This is a genomic window from Bifidobacterium pseudolongum subsp. globosum (assembly GCF_004155535.1).
Lineage (GTDB): Bacteria > Actinomycetota > Actinomycetes > Actinomycetales > Bifidobacteriaceae > Bifidobacterium > Bifidobacterium pseudolongum_C.
Genome location: NZ_RYUH01000010.1, coordinates 342,710 through 355,737, shown reverse-complemented (window position 1 = coordinate 355,737; position 13,028 = coordinate 342,710). Strand labels below are relative to the sequence as shown.

The 13,028-nt window shown below is 64.4% G+C and carries 9 protein-coding genes; 5 read left to right on the top strand and 4 right to left on the bottom strand.

Annotated elements, in window-relative coordinates; all coding sequences use genetic code 11:
* Positions 1–4: 4 nt before the first annotated feature.
* Together PG2093B_RS05725 and PG2093B_RS05720 are read right to left on the bottom strand one after the other, a co-directional pair.
* Positions 5–1,081 (bottom strand): alpha/beta hydrolase, encoded by a 1,077-nt coding sequence (locus PG2093B_RS05725; RefSeq protein ID WP_129897661.1) that lies wholly within the window; start codon positions 1,079–1,081, stop codon positions 5–7.
* A gap of 128 nt (positions 1,082–1,209) precedes the next feature.
* On the bottom strand, positions 1,210–1,473 hold the full coding sequence (locus PG2093B_RS05720; RefSeq protein ID WP_129854701.1) for a hypothetical protein: 264 nt from the start codon (positions 1,471–1,473) through the stop codon (positions 1,210–1,212).
* A 263-nt stretch (positions 1,474–1,736) separates the two neighbouring features.
* Between PG2093B_RS05720 and PG2093B_RS05715 the strand changes: the two genes are divergently transcribed.
* The 3 genes from PG2093B_RS05715 to PG2093B_RS05705 all read left to right on the top strand — a co-directional run bounded on the left by PG2093B_RS05715 (position 1,737) and on the right by PG2093B_RS05705 (position 6,508).
* Positions 1,737–2,861, top strand: a complete 1,125-nt coding sequence (locus PG2093B_RS05715; RefSeq protein WP_165366068.1) for a YeiH family protein — start codon at positions 1,737–1,739, stop codon at positions 2,859–2,861.
* A 270-nt stretch (positions 2,862–3,131) separates the two neighbouring features.
* Entirely contained in the window at positions 3,132–4,481 is a 1,350-nt protein-coding gene (locus tag PG2093B_RS05710; RefSeq protein WP_129897721.1) for a uracil-xanthine permease family protein, read from the top strand.
* Positions 4,482–4,675: 194 nt separating this feature from the next.
* On the top strand, positions 4,676–6,508 hold the full coding sequence (locus tag PG2093B_RS05705; protein WP_129897659.1) for a DEAD/DEAH box helicase: 1,833 nt from the start codon (positions 4,676–4,678) through the stop codon (positions 6,506–6,508).
* 94 nt (positions 6,509–6,602) lie between these two features.
* Here the strand turns inward: PG2093B_RS05705 and PG2093B_RS05700 are convergent, their stop codons facing one another.
* A complete protein-coding gene (locus PG2093B_RS05700) occupies positions 6,603–7,391 on the bottom strand; it encodes an SDR family NAD(P)-dependent oxidoreductase (protein ID WP_129897658.1) in 789 nt (262 codons plus the stop codon).
* Positions 7,392–7,599: 208 nt separating this feature from the next.
* On the opposite strand from PG2093B_RS05700, the gene PG2093B_RS05695 reads away from it, so the two are divergent.
* Both PG2093B_RS05695 and msrB read left to right on the top strand, forming a co-directional pair.
* Positions 7,600–10,368, top strand: a complete 2,769-nt coding sequence (locus tag PG2093B_RS05695) for a heavy metal translocating P-type ATPase (RefSeq protein WP_129897657.1) — start codon at positions 7,600–7,602, stop codon at positions 10,366–10,368.
* A 5-nt stretch (positions 10,369–10,373) separates the two neighbouring features.
* Positions 10,374–11,369, top strand: a complete 996-nt coding sequence (gene msrB, locus PG2093B_RS05690; RefSeq protein ID WP_129897656.1) for a peptide-methionine (R)-S-oxide reductase MsrB — start codon at positions 10,374–10,376, stop codon at positions 11,367–11,369.
* A gap of 21 nt (positions 11,370–11,390) precedes the next feature.
* Here the strand turns inward: msrB and brnQ are convergent, their stop codons facing one another.
* Positions 11,391–12,869 carry a branched-chain amino acid transport system II carrier protein gene (brnQ, locus tag PG2093B_RS05685; protein ID WP_129897655.1) on the bottom strand — a complete coding sequence of 493 codons (1,479 nt, stop codon included), beginning with the start codon at positions 12,867–12,869 and terminating at the stop codon, positions 11,391–11,393.
* Between the last annotated feature and the right edge of the window lie 159 nt (positions 12,870–13,028).

Below are 13,028 nucleotides of genomic sequence, written 5' to 3'. Positions count from 1 at the left end.
GGACTCACCGGCAGTTGCGGTAGGCGAAATCGTGGATCTGCTGCAGCGCGCGCTGGCTTTCGGGGAGCCAGCTCATGCATACGGAGAACACATGGCCGAGCGTCTCGGTCGGTGCCACCTTGACATCGTGGAGTTCGAAATCACGCCCGGCGCATGCCAGGGCCGTGGCGAGCCCGAGCGTCTCCGCCTGGATGAAGTCGTCGCTGCTCGTTAGCAGGTACAGTGGCGGCAATGCCGTCTGCGCGGCAGCCGAGAATGGGGCGAGCGGCATCGCGCCGTCGAGGCCGTCGAAGAATTCGCGGCCTACGGTCTGTTCCAGTTGTGTGCGTGCGCTGGGCACATCGGGTCGTTCCGTCAGATCGAACACGCCGCTGACGAGCGTGGCGCCGGCGATGGTGAGCTCCGATGGGGATGCGATGCCGAACGCCTGGGCGGCGTCGGGATTGCGCTCGATGAGCAGCGTGTACCATGCGAGTGCACCGCCTGCCGAATCGCCGGTCAGGAAGATGTTGTGCGGGCTGATGGGCCAATCGTCGGCATGGTCGCGGATCCATGCCAAAGCGTTCTGGACGTCCGCGAGCTGGCCGCGCAGGTCGGTCTGCGGTGCGGGCCGGTAGTTCAACGAGAACACGGCGAATCCTAGCGCCGCCAGATGCATGTTGAAATTGCGGTTGAGCTCTTTGTAGCCGTACGTGAAGCCTCCGCCATGGATGTCGATGAACACCGGCAATGTGGCGCCACCACGCACCATGGCGCTGTGGGGCAGATACAGGTCGAGCAGATGGCCGCGCGATTCGCCGGCTTCGGCGTCATAGCCGCCGTCGGGCAGGTATGGCATGTCGCAGATCGCGTCGATGCTTTCCGGGTCATGCCAATAGGCCGTGCGCGCATAGTCGAATTTCGCGATGCGGAGGCGGTCTTCGCGGATGCGTGCGGCACGGTCTGGATCCGTATCGGCCAGATCGTCGTCGATCTCGGTCCAGTACCTGGCGATTTCGGCGATGCCGCGGTCGAATTCGACCGGGTCGATCGCGAACGGCTCGTCGTCGAAGCGGACAAGACGGTAAGGGATGGATGGCATCGTGGGGCCTTTCTCTATGTGAGCGCCGTGTTGCGGCAACGAATCACCCCCACCAGTATCGCACTGGTGGGGGTGATTCGTTGCCGCAACACAGCCGCATGGTGTGTGGTGTGTCGCGTGGGGTCTGGTTACTCAGCCTGTTCGCCGCCGGCCTTGATGCCGGTGCCGTCGCCACTGGGCTCCTGCGACTTCGGGAAGTCGTTGGAGGGATCGGACTTGCCGCAGCCACACTTGTGGCCCTTGGTTTCCGCCTGCTCGCTTGCTTCGGTGTGATCGGCCTGGCCCTGGAAGTCGAGGTCGCCATCCGAGGAAGCGCCGCATGTCGAGCCACCATTGGCCTGACCATTGTTCATGTTGATGGATTCTTCATTGGTTTCGGTATTGTCAGTCATTGTGATGCCTTTCTTTGTGCATTGACATTCATCTTACGCAGGATTTATGGGGGAGTCGCGTGTGTTCGCTGAGAGTGGTCTGCCAATCCTCACAGGTAACCATCAGGTATATGTAGTGCACAGTGTGCCAAATTTGTTCGCTCTTCGGCAAAGCGGGGAATACCGTCAGACGCTGGGAATCCAATGTTTTCCTGTTCTTTTGGCGGCTTGGGGTGGTACTTGGTGTTTTGCGTGGTCGCAAGCGGCGTATTTAAATAGGGCGTGTGAAAGAGTTTTGTATCAAATGGGGCAAACGCATTGCCACCAAACAAATGCTATTGATTGTCATCGTCACCTTGGCCGCCACCGGTATCGGCATGTGGCTCGCGCAGTTCAACGGGTTCAAGATCCTGGGCGCGCTGATCATCGCGTTGCTCATCGGCATGGTCGTTCAGTTCCCGATCCGCGCGTGGTACACGAAAGACAACGCCGAGCGCAAGGCGGGCGTCAAGGACGCCGCAGGCCTGATCGCCAACAAGTTCCTGCGTCTGGGCATCATCCTGCTCGGTTTCAAGCTGAACCTGCAGCTGCTGTTCACCACCGGCGCCAAGTGCTTGCCGCTCGCAGCCGGCGTCGTGCTCGTCACCGTGCTGATCACCTACGGCATCTGCCGGCTGATGAAGGTCGACCCGCTCATGGCCATCCTTGTGGCGTGTGGCACCGGCATCTGCGGCGCGGCCGCCGTGATGGGCGTCTCCGGTTCGATCAAGGTCTCACCAAAGCGTGAGGAGGAAAAGGAGAACGACGAGGTCACCGCCATCGCGATCGTCGCAATCATGGGCACGATCTTTGCGCTCCTCGAGATTGCCGTGCTCCCGCTGTTCGGCCTCACGCAGGCCCAGGAAGGCTTCGTCGCAGGCGGGTCCCTGCACGAGATCGCGCACGCCGTCGCCGCCGGCGAAGGTCTCACCAACGAGCGGCTCGCCGCGCAGCAGGGTGTTGTGGATGCGGCCACCATGGCTAACATCATGAAGCTTTCGCGTGTGCTGATGCTCGTCTTCGTCGCGATCATCGTGGCGATCTGGTGGGACAAGAAGCACGGTGAGGTCCCCGCCGACGGCGGCAAGCGCAAGGTCGCGTTCCCGTGGTTCATGCTCGGGTTCATCGCGACCGCCGCGATCGGCACGCTCATGCTCAAGGCATGGCCCTCCACGGCTGAGTTCGTCAACGTGCTTGGCAACGATGTGGCGAAGGTCTTCCTCGGCATGGCCATGGCCGCGCTGGGCATCAACGTCAACTTCAAAGCGCTGAAGAAGGGCGTCAAGCCTTTCGGCGCCTCGCTCATCGCCTCGGTCATCCTCGTGGCGCTGTGCATCGGCCTCGCACTCGTGTTCTTCCCCGCGAAGTGAGTGGATTGGGTGGCCGTTGAGCGGTTGCCCGCAGACAACAGTGGAGCCCACATCCCGTTCCCGGGATGTGGGCTCCACTGTTGTCTGCGGGCGTGACGGCGCCATCGCGGGCTTTGTAACGACGCTCCTGCCCGGTTCGTGACGTGGGGGCTTTACAATGACGATGGCGTTTTTCCGTAGGGCGCATGCATCTGCCTCCACGTGGCGCCGCGAACAATACCGAGCAAGTCGGTATCGATCAGTCAAGGAGACCTTATGACCAACCTTTCGATGGCGGGCATGTTCCATTGGAAACTGCACGGCAATGGCAAGACCTTGGGACCGGGGGAGGTCGTCGAGCCCAACGAGCGCCTCACCTGGCCGCGCACGATTGAGATCGGCGCGCAGCATGTGGTAGCCATGTTCGGCGCCACATTCCTCGTGCCGATCCTCACCCATTTCGACCCATCCACCACACTGTTCTTCACGGCATTCTCTACGGCCCTGTTCCTGTTGATCAACAAGAACATCCTGCCGTCGTACCTCGGGTCCTCCTTCGGCTTCATCGCGCCAATCACGGCCGTGTACAGCTCCGGCAAAGGCATCGCCGTCGCAAGTTTCGGCATCTTGTGCACCGGTGTGCTTCTGGCCTTGATAGGCGTGGCCGTGCAATACGCGGGTGCCATATGGATCGACCGCATCATGCCGCCTGTGGTCAACGGCGCAATCGTCGCGATCATCGGCTTCAACCTGGCGCCCACGGTGTGGACCAACTTCCAGACGGCGCCAGACACCGCGCTCGTCACGCTGTTGGCGGTCGTGCTCGTGGCCGTGCTGTTCAAAGGCCTGCTGGGACGCCTCAATATCCTCATCGGCGTGCTGATCGGCTACGCGTACGCGTGCTTCCGCGGACAGGTCGACTTCGCCGCGATCTCCGACGCCTCGTGGATCGGCTTCCCCAAATTCCACCTGCCGCAGGTTGATTTCTCCGTGCTGCCGATGTTCCTGCCCGTCGTGCTCGTGCTCATCGCTGAAAACGTGGGGCATGTCAAGTCCGTGGCCGCCATGACCGGCCATGACTACGACAACCAGATCGGCACCGCGCTCATCGCCGACGGCCTCGGCACTACCGTCGCCGGCTTCGGCGGCGGCTCCGGCACCACCACATACGGCGAGAACATCGGCGTCATGGCCGCGACCAAGGTCTATTCGACCGCCGCGTATTGGTGCGCCGCCGCTTTTGCGCTCATCCTCTCGCTGTGCCCCAAGTTCGGCGAGGTCATCAACTCGATTCCCGCCGGTGTGCTCGGCGGCGTCACGACGCTGCTCTACGGCATGATCGGCATGATCGGCGTGCAGATCTGGGTGGACAACAAGGTCGACTTCAGCAAGCCGCTCAACATCATGACCGCCGCCATCGTCATGATCATCGGCATCGCCAACTTCCAGTTCGCGCTTTCCGACGTGCAGTTCAACGGCATCGCGATCGGCTCGATCGCCGTGCTCGTGCTGTACCACGGCCTCAAGGCCATCGGGCGCGCGACAGGCGCGATCCCCAAGACCTCGTCGGTCGTGCGTGACCAAGGCAAGCCGTCCGAACCATTGCACCCCATCCGGGAAGACGGCGACCAGAACCGCTGACCGGTCTGTCCTCCCTCTCACGGGCGCGCCGCGACATCCGCGTATGTCGCGGCGCGCCGCCGTATATGCGCCCCGAGGCGCCGCTGTGCGCGGTGTGTGGTTCGTAGCGGCCTTCGGATATAGTTGACGAGTTTGCGCATATCGCGCGAATTATTCAACGATTTTTATGAAAGGCCATTGTGCCCGATTTACAGATGACTTCCGAAGAACAGGCCGACTATGACGAGCCTGAGATGACGTTCGCCGAACTCGGCGTGCCCGGCCCGCTTGTGCATGCGCTGGCCGACGAAGGCAAACGAACCGCCTTCCCCATTCAGCAGGACACTCTGCCGGATTCGCTTGCCGGCCGTGATGTGCTCGGCCGAGGCCGCACCGGCTCGGGCAAGACCCTCGCCTTCACATTGCCGCTCGTCACCCGTCTGGGCGACGTGACGTACGACGACGGCGTTTCGATGGAGGATTTCCGCTCGGCGGTGCGCAAAGCGCAGCGCGACCGCGTCAAGGCTCTGCGCCACAGCGACGCGACGCCACACCCGCGTGGGCTGATCCTGGCCCCCACGCGCGAATTGGCGAACCAGATCAACGATGTGGTGGCGCCGCTCGCCCATGTGTATGGCATGACGACGACGACCGTGTACGGTGGCGTGCGGTACAGCAGACAGATCAACGACCTCAAGGCCGGCGCCGACATTGTGGTGGCCTGTCCAGGCCGCTTGGAGGACCTCATCGAACAGGGCGCGCTGACCTTGGACGATGTGCGCGTCGCGGTGCTCGACGAGGCCGATGAGATGGCGGACATGGGCTTCCTGCCACCGATCCGCCGCATCCTCAAGCAGATTTCCCCCGACGCCCAGCACATGCTGTTCTCCGCGACGCTCGACCATGGCGTCGACGAGGTCGTGGACGAGTTCCTCAACGAACCCAAGGTGCACAGCGTCGACGAGGTGACATCCGCGGTCGATCTGATGACCCACCATGTGTTTCTCACCACGCGCAACGACAAGCCCGCCCTCGTGCGCAAGCTGGCCTCCGGGTCCGGACGCCGCATCCTCTTCACGCGCACGAAGTTCCAGGCGCAGAAGCTCGCCAAATCACTGACCCAGCAGGGCATTCCGGCGGCCGAGCTCCACGGCAACCTCAACCAGAACCAGCGTGACCGCAACCTGCAGGCCTTCGAATCGGGTTCGGTGAACGTGCTCGTGGCCACTGATGTGGCCGCGCGTGGCATCGACGTCAGTGGTGTGGAACTCGTGGTGCAGGTCGACCCGCCGGACGACCCTAAGTCGTTCCTGCACCGTTCCGGCCGTACGGCGCGGGCCGGCAAGGCCGGCGACGTGATCACCGTGATCACGCCGGACCAGCGCCGCTATGCGCGCAAACTGCTGCATCAGGCGGGCATCGACGTCAAGCCGCTCGAGGTCAAGCCTGATTCGCCGCAGGTGCTCGAGCTCGTGGGCACGCCTGCGGAGCCCGTCGAAGGATGGACGCTGCCTCCGCTCAAGCGCGCCGAGCGCCAAGGCGCGCCGGGCAAGTCCCGCAATCGCCGCCGTGGACGCCGAGGCGAGAACCGTGGGGCGGAGCGTGAACCGCGGCGCTCACGCAGCCCGAAGGGCGGCAAGCGTTCGCGTTCCGAACGTGCGCAGGACCGCCGCGACAGCCAGCGGCAGCAGTTCACCGAGGAGCAGCGTGAGTTCGCGCAGCGGTTCCTCGGCGATGTACGCAGTGTGCGCGACGATCACCCAGCGCAGCATGACGCCGAACGGGGCCGTGATGGCGTACCGGCTGGCAAGGTGTCGAAGAAGCACAAGAAGCAGGGCAAGGGCAAGCGCAATTACGAGAACGGCGCCAAGCGCATCCAGCGCAAGGAGCAGCGTCTGGTGCGCGACGAGCGCGACGAAGCCGTGAAACGCCATGAGCGCCGGCTCAAGGCACGCGACGCGAGCCGCAAGGGCCGCCCCGCCGCGAACCGCAAGCGGCACACGAAGCACAAGGCTTCGGCGCCGTTCCGCACGCGCTCACGCTCGTAATCCCAAGACACGGCGAACCGCAACAAGGCCGTACAGCCACACGATCACATGGCTGTACGGCCTTGTTGTGATGTCACCGCGCCGTGCGGCTGGTCTACCGTGACGTGTGCGGATCGCCGCCGTTCATATACGCGGCGCACCGTGCGGCAAGGCGCGTGGGCACACCGCGCACACCGAGTGCGGTCAGCTTGGCGAACGCCCCCGAATAGGCGAGTGCGCTGCCGGCCTGCATCTTGGCGTAGGCGAACCGCGCGACCGCCTGCGGTGTGGACGGTTTGACCATCGTGAAGAAATTCCTGCCGTGCATGTTGGCGGCGCTCTCGAATCCAGTGGAGACCGGACCGGGGCACACCACGGTGCAGGTGACGCCGGTGCCGCGCAGCTCGTAGGCGAGCGCCACGCTCAATGAGCGCACAAACGCCTTGGTCGCGTAATACATGGCCATGTAGGGGCCCGGCAACGCCGCGGCGACCGACGCGATGTTGAGGATGCGCCCATGTCCGCGCGTGCGCATCCTGCGCCCGAACCGATGGCACAATTCGGCGAGCGTGACCATGTTCACCTGCATCATCGCGCGCATGTGGTCGTCGTCCATGTCGAGGAATGTGGTCCAGTCCCCGAACCCGGCGTCGTTGATGAGCGTGTCGATCGTTATATGGCGTTCCACGGTGTACTGTTCCAGGCGGGCGGCTGCGTCGGGCTGCGCGAGGTCCAGCGTGATTGCCGTGACCTTGCCGTGGTAGTCGCGTTCCAGATTGGCTTTCACCGCCGCGAGTTTGTCGGCGTTGCGGCCGGTGATCAACAATTCGTCGTCATGTTGGGCGCACAGGAGCGCGAGTTGTGCGCCGATGCCCCCGCTGGCCCCGGTGATCAGTGTGGTCATGGTGGTGCCTCCTTCATGGTTCGGCTGGTTCCATGCACCAGCGTAGCCAGTGCATGCGGTGCGCCGGCGGTTTTCAGCTGCACGGCGACGTCCAGGCGTGGCACAGGCAACACGCGGGCGTGGAATACAGGGTGCGCCCGCGCTGCTGTACCAAGAAGAAGCATGCAAGACGTGCGCGTGATGTGCACGGTGCAACAGGAGGTGACTGGTGATCAATGTCATCATCGTCGTGGTGGCGGTGCTGCTCAGTGCGGCGCTCGTGTGGTTCTTCTTCGCGCCCCGCCGCGCCGCGCAGTCGGTGGAGGACCACGGCGTGCAGACTGCGCACATCACAGTGAAGGGCGGTTATGAGCCGGCGGTCGTGCAGGTGCCTGCGGGCAGTCCCATCCGCCTCGACTTCGACCGGCAGGAAAGCGGTGAATGCTCGTCGCACGTCGTGTTCCCCGACCTGGGCATCGACCGTGCGCTGCCCGCGTTCGACACCACGCAGCTCATGCTGCCGGCGCTCGCTCCAGGCACTTATCCGTTCGCGTGCGGTATGAACATGCTCCACGGCGAACTGCGCGTCACCGGTTCCGGTGACGAAGCACAGGGCGTACAGACACCGTCGCAGGCAACGGGTGTGCTGCAGGGGCCCGAGCAGATCCGCGCCGCGCAACAGGCGGAGGACGACGAGCGCGCGCATGAGGCGCATGAGCTCACCCGTAGGCTCATCGTCGGCGTGGCATGTACCGTGCCGTTGCTGCTGGTGGCGATGCTGCCGATGATTCCCGCAGTCGGCGCGTGGTTCCACAGCACGCTGCCCGCGTGGGTCACCAGTCCGTGGCTGCAGTTGGCGCTCGCGCTGCCGGTCATGTGCTATTGCGGCTGGCCGGTGCACCGCACCGGTTGGATGGCGTTGGCACACCGGGCGCCCGAGATGAATTCGCTCGTCTCGGTCGGCACGGTCGCCGCGTTCGCCTATTCACTCGTCGTCACGTTCTGGCCGGGCCTGTTGCCGCGGGGCGCGCGCGAGCCATACTACGAGGCCGTCGGCGTGATCATCACGCTGATGATTCTGGGGCAGCTGCTGGAGACGCGCGCGCGTGCCGGCACAGGCGCGGCGATCCGCGCGCTCATCGGGCTGCGCCCCGACACGGCGCATGTGGTGCGCGGCGGCGCAGTGGTCGATGTGCCGACCGACGACGTGCACGTTGGCGACATTGTGGAGATTCGGCCTGGGGAGCGCATACCCGTGGATGGTGTGGTGACCGATGGCGCGACCGCCGTGGATGAATCGATGGTCACGGGCGAGTCGATGCCGGTCACCAAGCATGCGGGGAGCGAGGTCATTGGCGCGACCGTCAACACGACCGGTGCGATCCGCTACCGTGCCACACGTGTGGGCGCCGACACGACGCTCGCGCAGATCATCACGCTCGTCAAGACGGCGCAGACGTCGAAGGCGCCGATCCAACGCATCGCGGACCGTGTGGCCGCCGTGTTCGTGCCAGCCGTGGTGCTGATCGCACTGTGGACCTTTGTGGCATGGCGCCTGTGGGGTCCTATTGGTCAGCCCGCCTACGGCATCATCTGTGCGATCTGCGTGCTGGTGATCGCATGCCCATGCGCGTTGGGCCTGGCCACGCCGTTGTCGATCACAATCGCTACCGGCAAGGGCGCGCAATACGGCGTGCTGTACCGCAACGCCCAGGCGTTGGAACGCACCGCCGCCGTGGATGTGGTGGTATTCGACAAGACCGGCACCATCACCGCAGGGCATCCTTCACTCACGCATGCAGTGGCATACTGCGGCGCAGATGGCGCGGACGGTACAGGCACACCGCTCGATGACGCCGCATTCGCGCTCATTGCGGCGGCGGAGGCACGCTCGGAACACCCCCTCGCCCAAGCCGTCGTGGAGGCCGCCTGCGCCCGGAGCCTTGACTTGCCCGACGCCAGCGCATTCACCAGTGTGCCCGGTCAGGGCGTGCTGGCCACTGTGCGGGGCCACGCCGTGCGTGTGGGCAACGCCGCGTTGCTTGACGGCGCCATACCCGCGCAGCAGATGGACGACGCACACGGGATTATGGAACGGTTCGCCGCCGCAGGCGCCACGCCGGTACTGGCCGCCATCGATGGCTCCCTTGTGGCGGTGCTCGCCGTGGCCGACACCGTCAAACCGGACGCACACGAAGCCATCGCGGCGCTGCACGCGCGCGGCGTGCAGACGGTCATGCTCACCGGTGACAACGCCACAACCGCCTATGCCATCGCGCATCAGGTCGGCATGAGCACTGTGGTGGCCAATGTGGCTCCACAAGCCAAGGAGCAGGTGATTCGCATGGTGCAGGACCAAGGGCATGTGGTGGCCATGGTGGGCGACGGCATCAACGACGCTCCTGCCCTTGTGCGCGCGGATGTGGGCATGGCGATGGGCACCGGCACCGATGTGGCCATGGAATCCGCCGACATCACCCTCATGCACGGTTCGCCGATGGCGGTGGTGACCGCATGGGACCTCTCACGCGCCACCCTGCGCAACATCCGGGAAAACCTCGGCTTCGCGCTGGGGTACAACGGGCTCGGCATCCCCGTGGCCGCCGGTGTGCTGTATCCCGCGTGGCACATCCTGCTCAGTCCGATGATCGCCGGCGCGGCGATGGCGTTCTCCTCGCTCTCGGTTGTGCTCAACGCTAACCGGCTGCATGCCTTCGACCCGACCCGTGCTAAGCCTAGACATACCACAGGGCGCCTTGCGCCCATCACCATCGACGAGCAGGCGCTCGCCAAGCCGGCGGCAGACAACACCGCCACAACGAAAGGACATACCATGAACGATGTGCATGAGGCAATCGATCCGGTCTGCGGCATGGTCGTCGATCCGGAGCACGCGGCTGACACACGCGTCTTCCACGGCAAAACCATCTATTTCTGCAACCCCCACTGCGCCGAGGTCTTTGATCAGGACCCCGCGAAGTACGCGGACGAGGCGTGAGCGCCATGGCCGCGCATGATGCGGAGCCGGCCGCCGAAGCACATGTGGCATATATGGCCGGCGGCTGTTTCTGGGGGCTTGAACGTGCCATGCAGAACGTCGACGGCGTCACCGACACGACCGTGGGGTATGCGCAATCCAACACGCCCAATCCCACATACCGGCAGGTGTGTTCCGGCGCAACGGGTGCCGTGGAGACGGTGCGCGTTGCCTATGACCCGGAGCGCGTGAGCCTGCGGACGTTGACGCTGCTGTTTCTGGACATCATCGACCCGTTCAGCGTCGACCGCCAAGGCAACGACGTCGGTGCGCAGTACCGTTCCGGCCTGTATCCGGCCGGTGAGCGCGCCGCCGAACAACGTGTGGTGTATGAGGAGGCGCTGGCGCAGCTCGCGCAACGTGCCGGCCACGAACCGGCTGTGGAAGTGGAGCGGTTGCGCAACTTCACACCTGCGGAGCCCGAGCATCAGGATTATCTACTCGTCAATCCGGGTGGTTATTGCCATATTCCGGTGGATGTGATCAACCATATGCGTGAGCGCCAACGCTACATCGAACGTATCTGGTGCCTGACTCCCGAACAGTATGAAGTCACGCAGCACGCCGCCACAGAGGCGCCGTTCCGCAACGAATACGACCGTGTGTTCGAACCGGGCATCTATGTGGACCGCGTCAGTGGCGAGCCGTTGTTCTTCTCGACCGACAAATTCGATTCCGGATGCGGATGGCCGGCATTCAGCGCGCCGATCGACCGCGCGTCGGTGCGTGAGGTCGAAGACCACAGCCTGCCGATGCACCCGCGTCTCGAAGTGCGCGCGACGGGTTCCAACAGCCACCTAGGCCATGTGTTCTCGGACGGTCCACGAGAGCGCGGCGGTCTGCGGTACTGCATGAATTCGGCGTCGCTGCGTTTTGTGCCACGCGACCGGATGGCCAGTGAAGGCTATGGCGATCTGGTGGAGGCCCTGGACGCGCGGATTCGCGACCAATCCGAGGCCTGAGCCACGCCAGCGCCGGCCGAGTCAGCGTGCGCGCCGGCGTTCGGCGATGCTGATGGCGATGCCGATGACCAGACCCACTGCAGCAGGCGCGAGCCATCCCAGTGTCACCTGCTGCAGGGGCAACAGCGCGCACGCGCGGTCGAGCCATTCGAGATGTGCGCCGAACACCGCGGCCAATCCGCGGATGGCGTTGGCGCCACTGACGATGCCGGCGCCCAGAACGGTCCACAGATAGGCGCGTGGGAAGCGTTGCGTGAAGACGCGGCCGAACAGCGCCAGCGCCACGAGCACGATTGCGATGGGGTAGAGGAACTCCAGTACCGGCACCGAAAGCGCGATGATGGCGCTCAGGCCGATGTTGGCGATGGCCAAGCTGATCAGCGTGAACACGAGGCTCCATACGCGGTAGCTGACACGGTGGCCGGCCATACGGGGAAACGTGGTGTGGAAGTACGAGCTGCAGGTGGAGATGAGGCCGGTGCACACGTTGAAGCATGCGATGACGAAGACGATGCCGATGAAGGCGAGACCGACCGGGCCGAATGCGTGCGACGTGAGGTTCGTCAGCACGGTGGCGCCCGTATCGGTCGTGGGGTCGATGGCGTGGAAGGTCTCGGACACGGCGCCCACGAATCCCAACACGCCGTACACGATGATGAGCATGGCGCCGGTCCATAGGCCGCCGATGCCGGTCTCCGCCCGGTTGCGTGATTCGTCACGCACACCAAGCTCCTTGATGTTCGCCGAGATGACGATGCCGAAATACAATGCCGCGATCAGGTCCATCGTCTGGTAGCCGTCAAGGAATCCCTGAATGAGCTGGTCGTGCTTGTAGACGCCGATCGGTGCGGTGAACGGACCGTGCGGCACCACAAGGCACGCCACGAACAGCGCGGCGATCATGACCAGCAGGATCGGCCCCATGATCCGGCCGAGCACGGCGGTCAAACGGTCAGGATGCTGGGCCACCACAAACGCGAGGGCGAAGAACACCACGGAATAGGCGAATTGCGCCCATGGGCGCGCGCCACTGGGCAGAAACGGCACGACCGCCATCTCGAACGAGGTCGACGCCGTGCGTGGAATCGCGAACAGCGGGCCGATCGTGAGCATGATCGCCACGCCGAGGATGAGTGAGAAGTGGCGGGAGACGCGCGCCGAAAGATGCGCGAACCCACCGGCACGGGCCACCACAATCACCCCGAGGATTGGCAGGCCGACCGCCGAGATGGTGAAGCCGACCAGTGCGGGCACCGCCGCGTGGCCGCTCAACGCGCCGACGAGCGGCGGGAAGATGAGATTGCCGGCGCCGAAGAACATCGAGAAGAACGTGACGGCCACGACGAATCGCTGTCTGCCGGTCAGCTGGGTGCGCTCACACTCCGGCGCCTGAGCCAATCCGGATTCGCGGCTCTGCGCAAGATCTTGTGCCACAGCGGTGGGTGTTTCGTGCGCGGGGTCGTCGGTGTGCGTGTGCTGAGATGGGGTAAGCGATGCCATTGCCGGTGGTGTCCTCATGTGTCGTATGGGTAAAGCTGTGGACTAGGGTACCGCCGCCCCGCATCCGGCACACTGGGGTTGCGCGGTGGGGGCAAATGCCACCCTGTATGGTGGTGCGGTTCGCCTTGTGCGGCATACACTGTGTGCAGGCACATTAAC